This is a genomic window from bacterium (assembly GCA_035419245.1).
In the GTDB taxonomy this organism is placed as follows: Bacteria; Zhuqueibacterota; Zhuqueibacteria; order Residuimicrobiales; family Residuimicrobiaceae; genus JAKPUX01.
Genome location: DAOLSP010000019.1, coordinates 1 through 18915, shown reverse-complemented (window position 1 = coordinate 18915; position 18915 = coordinate 1). Strand labels below are relative to the sequence as shown.

At 56.0% G+C, this 18915-nt stretch carries 13 protein-coding genes and 1 pseudogene; 5 read left to right on the top strand and 9 right to left on the bottom strand.

Annotation, left to right across the window (positions count from 1 at the left end; genetic code table 11):
• Nucleotides 1-27: 27 nt before the first annotated feature.
• From PLH32_15645 to rfaE1, 3 genes and pseudogenes are all read right to left on the bottom strand, one after another.
• Entirely contained in the window at nucleotides 28-399 is a 372-nt protein-coding gene (locus PLH32_15645; protein HQJ66040.1) for a desulfoferrodoxin, read from the bottom strand.
• 90 nt (nucleotides 400-489) lie between these two features.
• Nucleotides 490-990: pseudogene (locus PLH32_15640) on the bottom strand (HAD family hydrolase).
• Nucleotides 983-1984, bottom strand: coding sequence for a D-glycero-beta-D-manno-heptose-7-phosphate kinase (gene rfaE1, locus PLH32_15635; GenBank protein HQJ66039.1), 1002 nt, complete (start codon nucleotides 1982-1984; stop codon nucleotides 983-985). The pseudogene PLH32_15640 and the gene rfaE1 overlap by 8 nt, the downstream one beginning before the upstream one ends.
• Before the next feature lie 311 nt (nucleotides 1985-2295).
• Here rfaE1 and PLH32_15630 point away from each other — a divergent pair, with 311 nt between their 5' ends.
• The 4 genes from PLH32_15630 (at nucleotide 2296) to PLH32_15615 (ending at nucleotide 8371) form a co-directional block, all read left to right on the top strand.
• On the top strand, nucleotides 2296-3246 hold the full coding sequence (locus PLH32_15630; protein ID HQJ66038.1) for a hypothetical protein: 951 nt from the start codon (nucleotides 2296-2298) through the stop codon (nucleotides 3244-3246).
• Nucleotides 3247-3287: 41 nt separating this feature from the next.
• Nucleotides 3288-5798: an Ig-like domain-containing protein gene (locus tag PLH32_15625; protein HQJ66037.1), complete on the top strand. Its 2511-nt coding sequence runs from the start codon at nucleotides 3288-3290 to the stop codon at nucleotides 5796-5798.
• Between the two features lie 983 nt (nucleotides 5799-6781).
• Nucleotides 6782-7750, top strand: coding sequence for a carboxypeptidase-like regulatory domain-containing protein (locus PLH32_15620; GenBank protein HQJ66036.1), 969 nt, complete (start codon nucleotides 6782-6784; stop codon nucleotides 7748-7750).
• Nucleotides 7751-7837: 87 nt separating this feature from the next.
• Nucleotides 7838-8371: a hypothetical protein gene (locus PLH32_15615; protein HQJ66035.1), complete on the top strand. Its 534-nt coding sequence runs from the start codon at nucleotides 7838-7840 to the stop codon at nucleotides 8369-8371.
• Between the two features lie 47 nt (nucleotides 8372-8418).
• On the opposite strand, the gene pepF is transcribed toward PLH32_15615, so the two are convergent.
• Entirely contained in the window at nucleotides 8419-10296 is a 1878-nt protein-coding gene (pepF, locus tag PLH32_15610) for an oligoendopeptidase F (GenBank protein ID HQJ66034.1), read from the bottom strand.
• Nucleotides 10297-10504: 208 nt separating this feature from the next.
• Here pepF and PLH32_15605 point away from each other — a divergent pair, with 208 nt between their 5' ends.
• A complete protein-coding gene (locus PLH32_15605; protein HQJ66033.1) occupies nucleotides 10505-12865 on the top strand; it encodes a 6-phosphogluconolactonase in 2361 nt (786 codons plus the stop codon).
• 17 nt (nucleotides 12866-12882) lie between these two features.
• Here the strand turns inward: PLH32_15605 and PLH32_15600 are convergent, their stop codons facing one another.
• The 5 genes from PLH32_15600 to nrfD form a co-directional block, all read right to left on the bottom strand.
• Nucleotides 12883-13443, bottom strand: a complete 561-nt coding sequence (locus PLH32_15600; protein HQJ66032.1) for an archaemetzincin — start codon at nucleotides 13441-13443, stop codon at nucleotides 12883-12885.
• Nucleotides 13444-13448: 5 nt separating this feature from the next.
• Nucleotides 13449-14792: a sigma-54 dependent transcriptional regulator gene (locus tag PLH32_15595; protein HQJ66031.1), complete on the bottom strand. Its 1344-nt coding sequence runs from the start codon at nucleotides 14790-14792 to the stop codon at nucleotides 13449-13451.
• A gap of 55 nt (nucleotides 14793-14847) precedes the next feature.
• Nucleotides 14848-16488 (bottom strand): ATP-binding protein, encoded by a 1641-nt coding sequence (locus PLH32_15590; GenBank protein HQJ66030.1) that lies wholly within the window; start codon nucleotides 16486-16488, stop codon nucleotides 14848-14850.
• Between the two features lie 234 nt (nucleotides 16489-16722).
• On the bottom strand, nucleotides 16723-17286 hold the full coding sequence (locus PLH32_15585) for a hypothetical protein (protein ID HQJ66029.1): 564 nt from the start codon (nucleotides 17284-17286) through the stop codon (nucleotides 16723-16725).
• Between the two features lie 289 nt (nucleotides 17287-17575).
• Nucleotides 17576-18915 (bottom strand): polysulfide reductase NrfD (gene nrfD, locus PLH32_15580; protein ID HQJ66028.1); only part of this gene is annotated, 1340 nt, incomplete at its 5' end.

Genomic DNA, 18915 nt, shown 5'->3' with positions numbered 1-18915 from the left:
AATGAAAATAAACCGGCGTTGCAGAACTCAGGCCGTCCACAGCCCGTGCAGGTTGCAGTATTCGCGCACTTTCAACACCGGCTCATCCACCGCGAAAACCGCCACAGGTTCATCTCCCGGCTTAAGATACTTGCGCAGAACCTTGCTCGCCGTCACCACCTCAATCCACTGGATGTAGTGGGCTTCCGTCATGGGGTGCAAGACGCTGCCGACGGTCACTTTGACGCTGCCGTTTTTCTCGACTACGGGAACATGTTTCTCAACAGCGCCATCCGAGGTGTTCTCTTCCTGCAAGTTCATCTTCTGCCCGCAGCAGACCAGGGTGCCCCCGCCAACGGCGATGACTTCCACCATGTTGCCGCAGACACCACAGCGATAAATCTGATTTTTACTGATCATGATGCACTCCTTTTTTGATTTGAACTTTTGTCGCAGGGATTGAATCCTGGTGTTATGCTCGTGAACGATCCATTCCGCCGCCTCAACCAGGGATGTGGCGGCGTGATCAGCCACGGCAGCTGCCGCACGGCGATTTTCCGGATCATCCTTGGGATTGATCAGGAGCACCGGACGGCAGCCGGCGTTTCGGGCGCACAGCAGATCGCTGAGCTTGTCGCCGATCATAAAGGAATCGCTCAGGTCCAGATCGTGATCCGCGCTCGCCTGCAACAGCATGCCCGGATTGGGCTTGCGGCAATTGCCATCGTCTTCGCCGGGCGCGGCGAAACAGCTGTATATGGCTGTAAAAAAAGGCTTTCCCAGCTGCCGGATCATCTCCCGGTTGACCGCTTCCACTTGATCGGGCGTGATCAGCCCGCGCCCGACGCCGGATTGATTGGAGACGACGATGAGTAGAAAACCGGCATCCAGGAGGCGCTGCAGGGCTGCTCCAGCCCCGGGCAACAATTCGACCCGGTGGGGATCTCCATTGTAAGGGACATCCCGAATGAGGGTATCGTCCCGATCAAAAAATACAGCAGAGTTAGCCATTCTCGGCATAACTCCTGATCAGCTCTTCTTCCGCCACCGTGGCGGTGCCCAGCTTGCCGACCACGATCCCCGCTGCATGGTTGGCAATCTCGGTCGCCTCTTCGGCGCTGATGCCGGCGGCCAGCGCAGCAGTCAGAAAAGCGATCGCGGTATCGCCAGCGCCGGAGACATCATAGACCTCCCGGGCTCGGGTCGGACTGTGGTAGGGCCGGTTAGGAGGGTGGAAGAGCAACATGCCATCTTCTCCCAGGGTGATAAGGAGGTAGGGAACCTGCCATTTCTCCAGCAACGCCTCGCCGGCCTTCTCCAGGGCTTCGTGTTCTTCCTGGTAGGGAACACCCAGTACCGCAAAGGCCTCCTGACGGTTCGGCTTGATCAGCGTGGCGCCCCGCCAAACCAACGGATTGGCAGGGTTGGGGTCTACTGTCACGATCACTTTGTGCAGCTGGGCCAGCCGTAGCACATGATCGACCAGCTCCTGAGTAATCAGCCCCTTGCCGTAATCCTCGATGACCACCGCACTGGCCTGCGGGATGCGTTTGTCTAGGATCGAAGCCAACCGGCGTAGTTCTGGCGCTTTCAGGGTGTTACGCTCTTCCCGGTCAACGCGGACCACTTGCTGATTCCGTGCGATGATCCGGGTTTTGACGATGGTGTGAAATAACCCGCTGAGCAGGATACCCTGGGCGTCGATCCGGGCTGCGGTGAGCAGTTTGACCAGTTTGTGGCCATTGAAATCACGCCCGGCCAGCCCGAACATAGAGGTCGTGATGCCGAATTCGGCCAGATTGCGGGCCACATTAGCCGCGCCGCCAGGATAGGAATTTTCCCGTGTGACGTGCACGACAGGCACGGGCGCTTCGGGAGAGATGCGGGAGACCTTTCCCCATATATACTCATCGAGCATCAGATCGCCGATGACCATGATGCGCTGGCGCTGCATGGCTGCGATATGCTCCCGTATCCGTTTTTCGCGCGCGATTTTGGGTGTCATGGGGAACGAAAGTCAGGATGATAGGAAGGGTGACGTTAGCGTTAATTACGTGTTATTATACCAAACCTCGGCCCAACAAGCAAGCCCTTTTTTCAAGACGAGCAAAACAGCCCTGCGTTTCCGGTGGGCCGTATGGCCCGGTGCGGTTATTACCGCCGCTGTCGGGCCAATCTTGATACCGCCAAAATCTGATTCATACCTTGGCGTCAGGTGGTAGCCAGGTTTCGGGGCTCACGGCCAGGCAATTCGCTTGACTTTTGGCCAAATATTGTCTAAACTATTTGAACTTGGAATTAGCATGGAGTCGCTTCATGATCCGAACTATAGCTTTATTGGTACTCGCCCTTGCCAGCCATGTGCTCGCGGAGGTCAGGGTGACCGCGGCGCCGGCTAAACTGGCTGGTGACGAGAACACCCGCTTGAGCAGCCCCCTCTGGGCGCCGGATGGCGCAACCATCGCCGTCACCAGCCCGGATTACACCGGCATCTGGCTGATGCGTCCGGACGGTTCTGATCTACGCCAGATCAACGCGGAACGCGGAGCCGGATTCGGGATGCAATGGTCGCCCGACAGCCGCGCGCTCGTGGCCCGCGTCAGCCGGCAAGAGGGCCACCGGATGCAGCATGCCCTGCGTGTTTTCGATCTGCCCCAGCAACGGGATTCGCTGCTTTCCACCTTCAGGGTGGGCCCAGTCAGCCTGCCGGAATGGACGCCGGACGGCGGGCAGGTACTGGCTTTTGTCGATGGACATCTACTCTATCTTGAAACCGGACTGCTTCCGGTGAGTCTGCTGCGACCGAGCCCCCGCCCCCTATGCCTGCTCGACCTCGATAGGCCCCTGCTGCTGAACGCCGCGGCAGCAGAGCCGGTGGCTATACCAGCTTTGGCCGGGAAACACCTCTTCAACCTGGTTCACTCGGCGGATGGGAGCCGGATCGCCTTTCAGACGCTGGGCGGCCCCCTCTGCGTCATGCAGAGTGACGGTACGGGCTTGATTGAACTGGGAACAGGGGAGTGGCCCAGCTTTTCACCAGATGGACGCTATCTCGCCTATATGATTACTGAAGACGATGGTCATGTCATCACCGGATCGGATCTCTATGCCATCGCAGTCGACGGCGCCGGCAAGGTGAATTTGACGGCCACCAGTGGGCGAAGCGAAATGCATCCTTCCTGGTCACCGCTGGGGGATGCCATTCTTTTTGACGTGTGTGAAACCGGTGAGGTCTGGAAACTGCCAGTCGCGATCACTGAACCTTGAACCCGGCGTCGGGGGATGCGCTCTCTAGTCAGGACGATTCGATGAAGAAATTTGCGTTGATCAGTTTGTCCTTCTGCATGAATCTTGCTGCGGCTGCACAACAAATAACCGGACTCTCGGGCTGGAATATCGTCCTTGATCCTGGTCACAGCAAACGTGAAAATATGGGCGTCAGCGGCTATTCAGAAGCCGAAAAAAATGTCCGCGTCGCCTGGGCTTTGCGCGATCTGCTGCTGAAAACGACCGATATCGATACGGTTTATCTCACCCGCGAAGACGATTACGCCAATGTAAGCCTCAGTTCGCGCTCGCAATATGCCAATGCCCTGGGTGCGGACTGGTTCCACTCGATTCACAGCAATGCGACCGGCTCCGGCGGCGCTTCCGAGATTAATGCCGCCCTGCTTTTATGGGGGCAGATGCCGGATCACAGCGACCGGCCTCCCGCCGGCGGCAAAGCGATGTCCGATATCATGATCGTTAAGCTCAGCCGCGGCATGCGCATTCCTAGTGAGGGCTCGCGTGGAGATTGCTACTTTTACAACACCGGCTGGTGCCCCTATCTTTCGGTGACGCGCAATACCCTGATGCCGGCCGAACTCAGCGAAGCCGGCTATCATACCAATCCAGCCCAGAATATGCGGCAAATGAGCGCTGCCTTCAACAAACTCGAGGCCTATACATTCTACTGGTCGATCCTCGAGTATCATGGAATCCCTATGCCCGCCAATCCCATCCTCACCGGCATCGTCACCGACCGGGAAAGAAAGTTACCCATCAATGGGGCCACAATCAGCGCCGGTGGCCGAAGCTACACCACCGACAGCTTTGAATCCCTATTCCACCAGTACAGCAACGACCCCGAGGCTCTACGCAACGGATTTTACCTTATCGACGGCCTGCCCTCCGGTCCGGTCGAACGGATCGCATCAGCACCGGAGTATTATCCGGATACCTTGCGGATTACACCAGCTGATACCTTCTTCACCTTTGCCGATGTACAGCTGGTCTGGAAACGCCCGCCTGCAATTCTGGTCTCGAATCCGGCGGAGGGGTCTGCTCGCCATCCAGCCTGGGGGATCCTGAGCCTGACCTTCAATCGTCCTGTCGACCGCGCGAGCGTTGAGGCGGCCTTCCAGATCGCGCCTCCGGCTGCTGGAACCTTCAGTTGGGCGAACAATGACCAGCGGCTCCTCTTCAAACCCGACACACTGGCGTATGACACGGAGTATACGATCACCCTGGTTGCCGAGGCACAGGATCGCTATGGTCATCACCTGGATGGTAATGGGGATACGATCCCGGGCGACGACTACCGTCTTCACTTTCGCACGGGCCCGAGCGACATGACCCCCCCGCAAATCCTGGCGGTTTTCCCGACGACCAGCACCCCGGCGATCGATACCCGTCCGATCCTCAATATCACCTGGAACGAGGTCATCGACTCCCTCTCCGTGCAGCCGGAGATGTTCACGCTGCAAAAAAGCGGCAGCACAGCCAGTGTGCCGGTCACCTGCGTCCACCATGTCCTGAAGGACAAGAGCATTCTCTGTTTTACTCCGGCGACTGATCTGGAGCCGGGACAGTCGTATGCTCTCATCATGGCCCCGGGCATGCGGGACAAGCTGGGTAATGAAATTACTACCGTTAAAACCTACCGCTTCAAGACCGGCACCGCCTATTGGCGGACGCGATCCATTGACGATTTTGAATCGGGCATTCCGAACTGGTGGGCGCCTGTTACCAGCGGCACTACGACTGGAATCCTCGTGGACAGCACCCGCGCCTTTGCCGCTTCGGATGTGGTCAATCCCTTGACCTCTAGTACCCTTTCCCTCGGGGTTGACTATGGGTGGAATACCGGTGTCTCCGCCTGGTTATTGCGGGAATACCTTAACAGCGGCGCTCCCAAATCGGTCACCTTTGACAAGAACCAGCGGCTCCAGGTCTATCTCTTTGGCGACAACGGCGGCTCTCGTTTCCGATTTGCTGTGGATGATCATCTCCCGGCTATCGGCTCGGCGTACCACGAAGTGAGCCCATGGTACACGGTGGACTGGTACGGCTGGCGTTTGATCAGTTGGGATATGAGCAGCGAAGCCTGCGGCAGTTGGCTCGGCGACGGACAGCTGGACGGTATTCTCGGTTTCGACAGCATCCAACTCGACTACCAGCCCGGCGGACAGACCTCCGGAACGCTTCACTTTGATGATCTGCGGATTGCCGAGTATTACGGCGTTGGTGTGGATGAGAACGTGGTGCTGGCACCCTCGATTTTCACCTTGCAGCAGAACTACCCCAATCCATTCAATCCCGCCACGACGATACGGTACGAGTTGCCAGCAGGTTTGCATGAGGTCGAACTTTGTATCTTTGATATCATGGGCCGGCAAGTTCGTACCTTGATCAAGGGCCGTGAACAAGGTGGAAGTCATGGGGTGGAGTGGGACGGCCGTGACGACACCGGAAACACGGTGTCCTCGGGCATCTATCTCTACAAGATCACCACGCCAACCTTCCACGCAGCGCGCCGGATGGTATTCATCCGCTGACCTCTGCATCCTTTGTCGCATCCGCATCCGTACTTCCAGTTGATTGGGTACTGCACAATTAGAGATGACGAGTTCTTCGGGTGTCTTTCTTAAAATTTAGGACTTTCAATAGTAATCGGGTATTGGTTTTACAGGCGGACGGCGTTTCGTTCATTCGGCATTAGGATGCGAATGGAGAAGGCGAATGCGAATACGAATGCATGCCATCCCTATGCTATGTGATTTCATGAGTAAAGCAGTTTCCTGGAAACGATTTCCATGGTCCGTACGGCTGCCTTCCTTGCGCGATCACATTCTTATAACAGCTGCCATCTAGTTGGGAGGGCCTCCTCGCCCTCCTGATTGCAGGAGCCCGCATGTCGCTGCCTTCGAATTCGGTCGGAATTGGGCCGGAGAGAGTGTTAAGGTGGCGTGAACTTTATGTCTGGGAGGACAAGGATGGCGACAAGGTTCAGGACCAAAATGAATTTGGCATCCCCGGTGTGAGGGTATCGCCGCAATACGGTTTTCGACTATTGGCGCGAAGATGCCTGGGGCAAAAAGCTGGTTCCGGCTCGGCATAAACCATGATACAATTTCTCTGACGTCGCACAATCCCCTGGGCTATCTTTGCTTTCGCGATAGACAGTCTCTACCACCTTTACTATCTCGTACTACAGACCGGCAGCGGGAACGATGATGACAGCAAATCGTGACGTGAGGTATTGTCCTTCCGGCATCATTGTATTACGGCATCCTGGAAAAGATACAGCGTAGTTGGTATCGCCGGCGTTGGGCACAAGATGGAAGATAGATTTCAAGACACCCCGGTGAATAACCTGTTGCAGGGAAGCCCGCTTCGTCGTATATTAAGCATGCAGCAAAAATACCGAATAGTTGGAATCCCACGGCGGCTAGTCCGCCGGAGATCCCTCGTTTGGTCAGTGTGGACCCTGATCGCCCTGGTTCTGGTAACCGTAGTGGAAGCCGTGGATCCGGGTAGGATGAACCGTCTATCGGGCTCTATCACCGATGCCGCCTCTGAAGAACCGCTGCCGCATTGCAACGTCTTCCTCGCCAATACTACCATGGGCTGCGTGACCGATCTCAACGGGAAATTTAGCTTGCGCGAGATTCCGGACGGACGCTACCAGCTGGTGGCCAATCGTGTCGGGTATCATCGCTATGTGATCGACATCGAACTCCCTGCCGATTCAGATCGCACCTGGGTGATACGCCTGCAACAAAAACCAATCGAGGTGGGCGAAGTCACGGTGACCGCCACGGTACCCCGTCAGTGGCAAGCGCAACTCTCCCGATTCAAGAAAGCCTTCCTTGGAGAAACCCGCAACGCAAGCCACTGCCTGATCGACAATCCGGAGGTTCTCCGCTTCGAAAGCGATGCCCTCCAGAGTCAATTGATCGCATATTGCGACAGCACTCTGCACATCACTAACCGCGCTCTCGGATATCACCTTGATATTGTCCTCGACTCTTTCCACTGGGGAGGACTGGAGGGATTCTACCAGATCTACCCGAGATTCGAGCCATTGATTCCGGAGAGTGCCAGGGAAGCGGAACAATGGCAGGAGAACCGGGCTCGAACCTGGCGCGGTTCTTTCCGGCATTTCATCACCGCACTAGCCAGGGGCAGAGCGGAACAGGAGGGTTTCGAGATCTATCTCCGGGATCTGGAACAGAACGGCCGAAGTATGGGGGAACGGACCTTCTCGCAGTCTATCGTCGAGGAATCCGCCGGTCGGGCGGTCAAAATGCGGTTCAACGGATTGCTGGAGGTGCGCTTTCACAGCGACGAGATCAGCATGATCCGGCTTAAACAGAATTTTGTCTTGATCGGGGATACTGGAGAGGTCTATCCGCCGTTAAGTGTAGTGTTATTCGGACACTGGGCAAAGCAGCGCATCGCAGACACGCTGCCCCTCGACTTTGATGGTATGGCATTACAGCACTGAGCCAGCTCCGGCTTTTCAGCAAATCCGCTATTCTGCCGCTACAATTACAGTAAAATGAGCTGGGTCTCATCCATAACTGGAGCCGATATGAAAAGAGTGTTCATGCTTGTCCCTATGCTGGCAGCGGTGGCGTTGATGGCTGGATGTGAATTGTCCAGGGATTTTGTGGTCACCGTGCAAAAAGAGTTTACAGTCAACTACAACAGCACCGCCATCTCCAAGATCGAACTTATCGATGGCACCACCTACAGCGATGATTTGGAGAAATACGCAGCCGATCTTAAATCAGTCGACGTCACACGGGTAACCTATACCGTGACCTACTTCAATGGGACTAATACCCAGGAGATCACTTCTGCCGTGCTCTCGGTTGGACCCAGTGCGGGCAGCGACTTTACCACTCTCGCTTCCATGAGTCATGTGAATCTGATGAGTGTGGCTGCGATTGAAAAGGAACTCGAATACGACAAGGCGGGGGAAAACGTGCTGGAAGACGGACTGCTCGGCGATGGCCACTCCTTCCAGATGAAATTCACCGGAACCGCCAACCAGGCTCCGCTGAATTTCAAAATTAAATTCAAGATTGTTTGCAAGGTTAAATACGAGAAAAAGCTGATATAAGACAGGGCCCCTGAAAAGGGGCCTTTTTTTTGCTGGCCGCTCCAGAATCAGGGATGCCTGGCGAGGATCCGGTCGATTTCATCCATGGTGGCATTCATGGCGGCCATGGCCTGGGAGAACGGTTCCGCGGTCGTCATATCAACTCCGGCCCGCTTGAGCAGGTCGATCGGATAGGCGGATCCGCCTGATCGGATGAAGGCAAGATAGTCGGCGATAGCGTCCTCGTCTCCCTTCAGTATCTTCTGTGCAAGTGCAGTCGATGCCGTAAAGGCCGTCGAGTACTGATAAACATAGAAATTGTAGTAAAAATGAGGGATGAAAGCCCATTCCATGGTGTACAAATCGTTCACTTTGCAAATCCCGGCCTCATCGCCGTAATATTTTTTGAAAATCGCGCCATAGAGTTCGCACAGTCTGTCACCGGTCAGGGTTTCCCCCCGTTCCGCTGCCTCGTGAATGGCCAGTTCAAATTCCGCGAACTGGGTTTGCCGGAACAAGGTCCCCTTGATGCCATCGAGCCGGCTCATCAGCAGCGAAAGGCGCAGATCATCATCCTGAACCGTCTTGAGCACATGATCGATGAGCAGCGCTTCATTAAGGGTGCTGGCCACCTCAGCGACAAAGATGGGATATTCGGCCAGGTGATAGGGTTGCGCCTTGTTCGAGAAATAGCTGTGGAGGGCGTGCCCGAGTTCATGAGCCAGCGTGCTGACGTCATTATACTGGCCATTGTAATTCAACAGGATATAGGGATGAACATCATAGGCAGAACCGTTCGAATAGGCGCCCGAACGCTTGCCGGTTGTCGGATAAAAGTCGATCCAGCGTGCATTCAAACCCTTTTGCAGGACTACGTGGTAATCCGGACCGAGCGGTTTAAGGGCTTCGAGTACCAACTGCCGTGCCTCTGGGCAGGAATAGGAGAGTTCGGGACCCTTGACCACCGGGGCGTAAAGATCACTGTATTCCAGCTGCTCCAGATCGAGCATGCGCTGGCGCAGCCGGAGATAGCGATGGAAGGTGGGCAGATTGCTGTTGACGTTGTTGATCAGGCTGTGGTAAACTTCGGAAGGGATAGCATTGTCGTCCAGGGCGCTGGCCAAGCAGTCCCTGTAACGGCGTGCCCGGGCATAGAAGAGGTCGCGCTTGACATTGGCGTACAACTCGGTACCGAATGTGCGGCGGAAACGGTCAAGGGTTGAGAAAAAGGCCTCGAAGACCCGCCGGCGATCCTCGCGGTTGGGGAGTGTGCGGTAGCGGTTGTATCCCGCCTGATCCACCAGCACCGTTGTGCCGTCGCTCAGCTTGACCTCGGGATAAGGCAATTCGGCATTGGCAAAGATCGAGTAGGATGAATAGGCGGCATCGGCCATCAGACCCGCCTCGGCGATCAATTTTTCCTCTTTTTCGGAGAGCTTGTGCGCCTTGCGGCGCAGGACATCATGCAGATAGAAAGAATAGGTCTGCAATCCCTTCTCTTTGCGGATGAACTGGTCGATTTTGGCGGCAGAACAGGCCGCGATCTCGGGTTCGATAAAGGCAAATCGACTGGAGAGGTCGACTCCGAGCTGATCCATCTCCTGTTTCATGGCCAGCGCGTGGCTGTCGCGGGTATCCTGATCCGAAAGCAAGCTGGCATAGGTGGAAAGCCGCGAGAATTCCCGCACGATCTTGCTGCGCTCTTCAAGACAGGCGAGCAGGTCTGCAGCCGAACGGCCAAGCCGGCCACGATACTGCGAGACAGCCGCCATGGAGGCGATCAGGCTGGTTTTGGCGGTTTGCCAGTGTCCAGTATCCGTATATAAATCCGCGAGATTCCAGGTGTCCTCAAGGGCCACTTCTGCCCGGGCCCGAGTCTGACTCTGCACCTCTGCTGTGGCGGCACAAAGTAAAACGATCATACACAATACCTCAGCTCGTTTCATAGGCTTCGCTCCTTGCTGATGAATGTTCTGAAATATAGTCAATTCCCGGCAGCTGCACAAGCCTCTTTTACCTGGATGGGATTGATCATGGCGGCGGCAGCCGGCTGTGGTGATGCGGAGCAAGAAATAGGTTTTGATTTTTACAGAATTTTAATATATTGAATTGCCAGGATGTTTCACTGTACTGTACCCAAACTTGGATAGACTTATGTCAAAAAAAGAGCTCAAGATTCCCACTTCACGAGTTGAAGCAATTGCTGTTGAGCGGAGTGGCCGTAAATTCATTTATGGGCCGCAGGAGAAAATCGCTATAATCGAGGTGGATAACTTCCCCATGCTGGGCAAACTCACCGCGCTCCGCTTTCTGGAGTGGGTACAACAGAATCCTGAGGGCATCATCTCCCTGCCAACCGGGAAAACCCCCGAACATTTCATCAAATGGGTCAAAAAATACCTCCGGGACTGGGATCTGGTGGATGTTCGCAAGGATCTCGAGGCCAACGGCATCGATGTGGCGGTGAAACCGCAAATGAGCGGACTGCAATTTGTGCAGATCGATGAATTTTATCCAATCAGTCCCACCCAGGTGAACAGCTTCCACCATTATATCAACAATTTCTACATCCGCGGCTTCGGCCTGGATCCCAAAAAGGCGCTGCTGATCAATGCCTGGAACCTCGGTGTCCCTGAAGGGAAAACCCCGGCGGAGATCTTTCCGGATGAGATTGTCGATTTAACCCTGCGCACCCGCCAGCCCAAGACCCGGCTTGAACGGATCCAGCAAAAAGTCATCACCCGCGTTGACCAATATTGCACCGAATACGAGGCACAGATCCGCAATCTGGGCGGCATCGGCTTTTTCCTCGGCGGGATCGGCCCTGATGGGCACATCGGCTTCAACGTGCGCGGCTCCGACCATTTTTCAACCACCCGCCTCACGGCCACCAACTATGAGACCCAGGCCGCTGCTGCAACCGATCTGGGCGGCATCGAGGTCGCCCGTAATCGTCTGGTGATCACTATTGGCCTCTCCACCATCACCTTTAATCCCGAAGCCGTCGCGATCATCATCGCCGCCGGCGAAGCCAAAGCCAAAGTCGTCAAAGAGGCCATCGAGCAACAAGCCGATAATCAGTACCCTGCATCGGTACTGCACCAGCTGGCCAATGCGCGTTTTTATCTCACCCGCGGCGCCGCCGTCCTGCTGACAGAACGACGCTACGAGGACGTCACCCGGATGGAACCCATTCCGGATTATGAAATGGAACATATCGTCGTCGATCTCGCCAAGGAGCGGAAAAAGCATCTCTACGAACTCGATGAAGCCGATTATGCCTCCATCCGTTCCTCGGCCTGGATCCTTAAAAAGAGCGGGAAAACCCCCCAGGAATTGGGAGCCTTCATCTCCGGACGCTTGCAGGCCAAAATCGAGGAGGGTTTGGCTCCTCTCGAGGGACATACCTTCCTGCATACTGCCCCCCATCATGACGACATCATTCTGGGCTATTGGCCGTACATCATCCACCTGGTCCGCAGCGCGAAAAACAAACATCACTTCACCTACCTGACCAGCGGCTTTAATGCCGTCACCAATGCCTACGCCCGCGAAATGCTGGAGAATCTGCAAAAATTCATCGATACGCCCGAGTTCCTCCACCTTCTGGATCAGGGCTATTTCGATCCCAACAACGACGTCTGCCGCAACCGCGACATGTACCAGTATCTCGACGGCGTCGCCGCGCACAGTGATTACATGCGCGCCGAGGGCGAGGCACGCCGGCTGCTGCGTAACCTGATCTATATCTTCGAGGAGAGCAGTCCCAGCCAGTTGAAAAACCGCGTCGCTGAACTAATCCTCTACTTCAAGACCCAATACCCCGGGAAAAAGGATCTGCCCTATATCCAGCAGCTCAAAGGAATGATCCGCGAATGGGAATCGGATCTCAAATGGGGCCATCTGGGCTTCAACTCGAGCCATGTCCACCATCTGCGCCTCGGTTTCTACAAGGGAGAAATCTTTACGGAAGATCCGCTCGTCGACCGCGACGTCCTCCCGGTGCTGAATCTCCTTAAATATGTCAAACCCAGTGTCGTAACCCTGGCCTTCGACCCCGAGGGCAGCGGTCCCGATACCCATTATAAGGTTTTACAGACCATCGCTCAGGCACTTAAAATCTACGAGAAAGAGAGCGGCAAACATCATATTCAGGTCTGGGGCTACCGGAATGTCTGGTTCCGCTTCCATCCCTCGGAAGCCACTACCATGGTGCCGGTCTCACTCAATTCGCTGTCGGTGCTGGAATCGGTTTTTAACGACTGCTTTGGTTCGCAGCGCACCGCTTCGTTCCCGAGTTATGAGTTCGACGGCCCCTTCTCCCAGCTCTCACGCAAGGTGCTGGTCGAACAGTACCAGTGGATGAAGCTCTGCCTTGGCCGCAGCTACTTCAACGAGAACGAACATCCGCGACTGCGTGGAGCCCATGGCATGGTTTATCTGAAAAAGATGACGCTTGAAGAGTTCTATGCTCAGTCCATCGAGCTGCGCAAACGGATGGAGAGCGCGGTTTAAGTGGAGCGCTGGAAGCGTTAGGCCGTTTTGGAAGGAGAGAGGAGCGCGCTTTGACGCTCCTTCAGGAGGAGGGCGCAGCCGGGACAAAAAAGGTCGGACTTGAGATCGATCTCTTCGACATAGGTAGACGCATTGAGAACACACCCTTGCTGTTGGCAGTGGCGCAGCCCGAAGGTGTGTCCCAATTCGTGAATACTTTCCTTGACCAGACGCTCGACCACGAGGGCCGGAGCAGGGGGGAGGCCATAGAATTCCGGTCGCAGCCGTAGAAGGGAGACCACGGCAGCCGGTCCTTCGAGCTGAGCCTCCCCGAAAACAAAGGTAAGTATAGGGATGAAGAGGTCGAAAGGGACTATGGCCAGAATCTTGTCTTGCGCAGAGGCGAGCTTGCTGTTCAGACCGAGCAGAATTTGTGAGGAATGATATTGTCCGCGGATCTGGTCGAAGGCAAACCGGGGATCGAATTCAAGGGGCAGGAAGACGGCGGGCCAGTTCACCTGCTGCTGGATGGCCCCGAGCAGCCGCGATTGGGTATCCGGCTTGATTTCGAGCAGCGGCACAATATGAATGCGTCCCATGCCGGTTACTCTTTGAGCTGATATCGTTTGATTTTATTATACAGAGTCACCCGGTCAATCCCCAGCATTTTGGCGCTCCGGCTGATATTCCAGTTGGCCTTGCGCAACACCTGCGCAATGTGGCGTTTTTCCATTTCCGCCAGGGAATCCGTGCCCTGCGGCGGTTCCACCCCCTCCTCGGCCAGTTGAAACGGCAGATCATTCGGCTGGATGATCGGTGGCTTGCCCACCACCATTGCCCGCTCGATCGCATTCTCAAGTTCACGCACATTGCCCGGCCATTGGTGACGGATCAACAAATCCATGGCCTGTGGAGAGATATCCTTAATGTTTTTATTCATGCTCTGGTTGTATTTATTTATAAAATGGTACACCAGCAAGGGGATATCTGATTTGCGCTCACGCAGCGGCGGCAGGACGATCGTGAAGACGTTGATGCGATAATAGAGATCCTCCCGGAACGAGCCGTCGGCAACGGCCATTTCCAGATTCTTGTTGGTGGCGCAAATGAGCCGGATGTCGACATGGATGGTCTGGTTGCCCCCAACCCGCGTGAATTGCTTGGATTCCAGCACCCTCAACAGCTCCATCTGCATCTTCTGGCTGATATTGCCGATCTCGTCCAGGAAGAGGGTGCCCTTGTCCGCCATCTCAAATTTCCCCTTGCGCCGCGTCTGCGCACCCGTAAAGGCCCCCTTTTCATGACCAAACAGCTCGCTCTCCAATAGACTCTCCGCCAGTGCACCGCAGTTCACCGCAATGATCGGGTGATAACGCCGTTCGGAATGGGCGTGGATCGCACGAGCAATCAGTTCCTTGCCCGTACCACTTTCACCGCGGATGACCACAGTTGAATCAGACTGGGCCACAGTTTGGACCAGTTCCATGACACGGCGGATCTGCGGGCTGTCACCAATAATCTCGTTGGTGAGCGCCACCTGCTGCAAACTCTGGCGTAATTCGAGGTTTTCGCTGCGTAGGGAGAGCCGTTCCGCGGCATTGCGGATCATGTGGCTAAGATCATCCGGATTAAAGGGCTTGACGATGTAATCATAGGCGCCTTCCTTCAGGCTGGAGACCGCGGTATCGACCGACGCATAGGCCGTCATAATGATGATGATGATCTCCTTGTTGACCTCACGCACGCGCCGCTGCAGCTCTATGCCATCCATCCCGGGCATGCGGATATCAAGCAGCATGATATCCCAGTGCGCTCTTTCAAGGGCCGCCAGCGCCTCATAGGCATCCTTGGCGATGCCAACCTCATAGCCATCCTCACGAAACCAGTTGAACAAGGAGTGGCGTACGGATTCTTCATCATCGACGATGAGAATGGAAACAGCAGTCATGGTAGACCTCTGATGAATAATGTCAATATTGGTCAATCCCCCAACGGTCGCAAGGTCAGATCTCTTGGATTGTCTGCTTGCTGATCTTGACATCGCTGTCCGCGATTGGTTGCCGCGGCAGCGTGATGTAGAAGGTTGCGCCAGCACCAGGGCTGGATTCCACCGAAATACGGCCCTGGTGGCGCTGGATGATCCCGTAGACAACGGCCAAGCCCAGCCCCACGCCTTTGCCCTCTTTCTTCGTGGAGAAAAAGGGATCGAAGATATTGGGAAGGATTTGCTCCGGAATGCCGACACCGGTATCGGAGACCTGGATCGTCACATGCTCCCGATCCTGTCCTTCACTGGTGGTGATGGTCAGGATACCGCCGTTCTCCATCGCTTCCGTCGCATTGACAAAGAGGGCGACCAGCGCCTGGCGGATCTGGCCGCCATCGCAGATCACCAGGTCATCCGCCAGGGTCAGCTTTCGCACCGCCTCGATCCCCTTGAGCTCGAGATGGTGATGGACCAGCATCAGGCTGGAGGCAATCAGGTCGTGTAAATGTTCCTGAGCGAAGTTGCCACCGGTCTGCCGGGCGAAGATCAGCATGTTCTTGACGATGTCGCCGGAGCGTCCAACCTCGTTCTTGATGATGGTCAGATATTCCTGAAGAGCCACTTTGCGCTCCGGGGAGAGATTATCCTCGCGCAGCAGCCGCAATGCAAGAAAGGCATAATTGAGCACCCCGGCGAGAGGATTGTTTATCTCATGCGCCACCGTCGCCGAAAGTTTGCCCAACGAGGCCAGGCGTTCCATCTGCATCATATGCGACTGCGCCTGGGCCAGCTCGCGGCTTTTTTGTTCCGCCTTCTCCTCGAGATGGCTGGACCAATCGGTGATCTCCTGATAGGCTTTGGCGAGATCCTCGCTCATCCGGTTGAAGGAGTGTGCCAGCTGTCCGAGTTCATCCTTTCCAGATGAGGGGATACGGTAAGCGAGATTCCCCGAAGCGATCTCCCGGGTGCCCTTGATGAGCGCACGGACGCGACGCCGGACGGTAAGATAGATGAACATGCCGGCAGCCAGCCCGCTGCCAATGATCATAAAGCCGGCAAAAAGGATGAGCTGCCGGCGGCTCTGCTGCAGTTGGCGGTCGACCGCTTCCAGCGACATCTTGACATCGAGCACACCCAGCACCTTTTGTCCCTGCTCATGCGCGTGGCACTCCGCGGTATAGCAATCCTTTTCATTCTCGATCGGATTGATGACGCCAACTGTCCGGTGACCGTCGGGCAGCCGGAAGACACGCTGCCGTTCCGCCAGGGGCAGGGCCTGCAAGGGCTGTGATTCGGCATGGCAGATGATGCAGGCCTCCGCCCTAAAATCGGCCGTGCGTCCGATCTCCGCGGCGGTCGAGGAAAAAACGATCGTACCCTTCTTGTTGTAGATGCGAATGCCATCCACTCCAGGCTCATTGGCCACGGTGTTGATGATCTGATGCACATCCTCCTTGCGGTTGATCAGCATGCCGTACCGCATGGACCGTTTAAGGATATCACTGACCCGATTCACGCTGAGAAAAACGTTCTCCATCAGCTGCCGGCTGTGGGTCTGCACCGAGCGGTAGGAATAAATCGAGAATCCCATCATCATGATCAACATCATCCAGAGGAAGATGCGGATGCTCAGCGACTGGGCGGTTCTTTTCATCATGACGTTGGACACCTGCAGTGATCGGTATGGTAAAGCCAAGGCAAAATAGCAATTTAATCGACAAGGTGCAACTGATTTGGTGGCATTATGGCCAGGTGCAGCAAATCACAACATATTCTGTTTAAAATGTTGACAACACACGGACGGACCAAATGGTGACGCCGTCGGCAAGATTACGAGGGGTGGAAGAGGAGTGAACCATAACCGTTGAGCGGCCCTAACGCTGCGGGCCGCTCAACGGCGATAGAATTGGGCGACGAGGTGAAAATACCGCTGGCCGCCCAGCATGGCGGCGAGATTTGGCAGGCGTGTCCCACCATCGTGGCTGGTTGGCCCCAACGTTTTGCGCAGAGGATCCAGAGCGTCCTCGAGGATTTGCATCAGCTCCTTGTGCTGTGTCTGGAGATACTCTGCGGCCTTCGTCCCGCGCAGTAAACCGCGGCAAGCCGTGCGCACCGAGCTCACTTCGAGATCCATGAACCGAACCTGGCGGGCGGGCTCACTCCGGATGACCAGAGTATCGAGCAGGCGAGGGTTGACGCCGCGGATCACTCCCGCACAGGGTGCGGTGAGCCCCAGGGTGCCCTCGCTGGCGATCAACCACATGCTGGTCTGTGTCGCCGTCAGCGCCGTCCCTAAACGCGGCAAAATGACTTCGCGTACCGGCGGCAGGAAAAGGGCACCGATTTCATTCAAACCGATCTCGACCAGATGTTCATCCCGCCGGCGGACGTACCAGAAACCGGCGCCATACCAGGCTTCCGGATCAAAACAGAGCGCATCATCCGAAGGTTTCATCCTGACGGCTGGTGCAGGGGCTTCCGGTCCTGGTACTTCATTGTGGCGATGCCCTTTATCAGTGCCCCTGCGCATCAGCGCGTCGAAAGGGCAGTTTTCACACTCAAATGCGCGATCGCATAACTTGAAGGCCACGAGACCCGCCTGCATCCAGATGCAAGCGGATTCGCCTTCCGGCCAGATGCGATAAACTGCATCTGGAGATTTTTCAGTAGGATTTGTCATGGTGCGGACCATTTGCTCCTTAAGCACCAGTGGAAATTCCGGCTTGTCTTCAGCCACATCCATCTTATTCGGAGCTGACGTGGCAGCCGTCACAACTCTCTTCATAGTTAAATGCTTTTTCACCGTTATGACAGGTGCCGCACGGTTCATGACCGGCTTTGGCCGCACCGCCAGCCTCCTGTCCGACAGACCGGATGGAAAAGAGCACAGCATGACATGTCTTGCAGTTGGGCTCACTTTGATCCACATGCGATTCGTGATTGAAGGTGACCTGACCGGGACTGGCCTCCGATTTGGGGATTGCAATCGCCTCCGGAAAGGTGAGCGATTCAGCGGGCAACAGCTTGGCCGGATCGGGTATCTGCGCCGGCGTGTTGGGCTTTTTTGCGGCCAGAGACCAGCCGAATCCGGCGACCAGCAGCAGTAGAATCCCGAAGAGGGCAGCCATCGCCCATCGTCCGGACTTGCCGGCGGCCACCAGCGGCGGCTGGTGCACACCCAGCTTTTCCTCAGCCGGAAAGATAGGCAGAAATTTGACAGCGAAGCGAAAGGCCACCAGCCCTGCGGCAACCACCGACATGGTCACCGCCAGCTCCATCCAACTGGGCAGATATTCCACGCCGCTGTATCGCGTCATCCCCGTGATCGCCACGTTCAGTCGGTTCATGATGAAGCCAAACAGCACCAAAACTGCTCCGAAAAAGAGCCAGGCCTTGCTGGCGCGCACCCTGGCGCTGAAAAACAGGAGCATCGGCGTAACAAAACCGAGCAGAATCTCGACGAGAAAATAGAGGCTCTCGGCCGATCCGTCGAAAATATACCGCAAGGCACTGCGGCTCGACAGATCCTGGAGCCGCAGGACCAGATAGATCCCGATGACCACGGCGATCACCCGGCTGATATTGGCCAGGAGGCTGTGCTCCAGCTCCTTGCCGAAGGCGCGCGCACTCAGATAGGACTCGAATATGACCATGGCGAGCCCTCCGGCGATGGCCGAGATGAAAAAGAAGAGCGGCAGCAATCCGGAGTACCACAGCGGATGCAGCTTGCTGGCCACAAGGACGTAGAGGGTCCCGAGCGACGACTGGTGCAGAGTCGAGAGCAGCACCCCGACGATGACCAGAGGGACGGTGATGGTTTGGAATCGGCGTTGCCAACGCTCGAGGCGGAACCGTTCGAATACGACCGGCAGAAATTCAAGAAAGAGCACCGTCGTGTAGAGCATCACGCACCAGCCAACCTCGAACATGACCGAATGGGGGTTCCACATGACGATGACGTGCCAGACATTGTAGGGTTTCCCCAGATCGAACATCAGCGCCGTGATCACCAGGACATAACCCAGAAAGGCGGTCAAAATCGTCGAGCGGGCGATGGGCTTGTATTCCTTGAGATTAAAAATAT

Coding starts and splice junctions, on each gene's coding strand:
- pepF (HQJ66034.1), bottom strand. CDS start 10,296: ATGAAACGAGCTGAGGTATTGTGTATGATCGTTTTACTTTGTGCCGCC.
- PLH32_15645 (HQJ66040.1), bottom strand. CDS start 399: ATGATCAGTAAAAATCAGATTTATCGCTGTGGTGTCTGCGGCAACATG.
- PLH32_15620 (HQJ66036.1), top strand. CDS start 6,782: ATGAACCGTCTATCGGGCTCTATCACCGATGCCGCCTCTGAAGAACCG.
- PLH32_15615 (HQJ66035.1), top strand. CDS start 7,838: ATGAAAAGAGTGTTCATGCTTGTCCCTATGCTGGCAGCGGTGGCGTTG.
- PLH32_15595 (HQJ66031.1), bottom strand. CDS start 14,792: ATGACTGCTGTTTCCATTCTCATCGTCGATGATGAAGAATCCGTACGC.
- PLH32_15585 (HQJ66029.1), bottom strand. CDS start 17,286: ATGAAACCTTCGGATGATGCGCTCTGTTTTGATCCGGAAGCCTGGTAT.
- PLH32_15605 (HQJ66033.1), top strand. CDS start 10,505: ATGTCAAAAAAAGAGCTCAAGATTCCCACTTCACGAGTTGAAGCAATT.
- PLH32_15600 (HQJ66032.1), bottom strand. CDS start 13,443: ATGGGACGCATTCATATTGTGCCGCTGCTCGAAATCAAGCCGGATACC.
- PLH32_15625 (HQJ66037.1), top strand. CDS start 3,288: ATGAAGAAATTTGCGTTGATCAGTTTGTCCTTCTGCATGAATCTTGCT.
- PLH32_15630 (HQJ66038.1), top strand. CDS start 2,296: ATGATCCGAACTATAGCTTTATTGGTACTCGCCCTTGCCAGCCATGTG.
- rfaE1 (HQJ66039.1), bottom strand. CDS start 1,984: ATGACACCCAAAATCGCGCGCGAAAAACGGATACGGGAGCATATCGCA.
- PLH32_15590 (HQJ66030.1), bottom strand. CDS start 16,488: ATGATGAAAAGAACCGCCCAGTCGCTGAGCATCCGCATCTTCCTCTGG.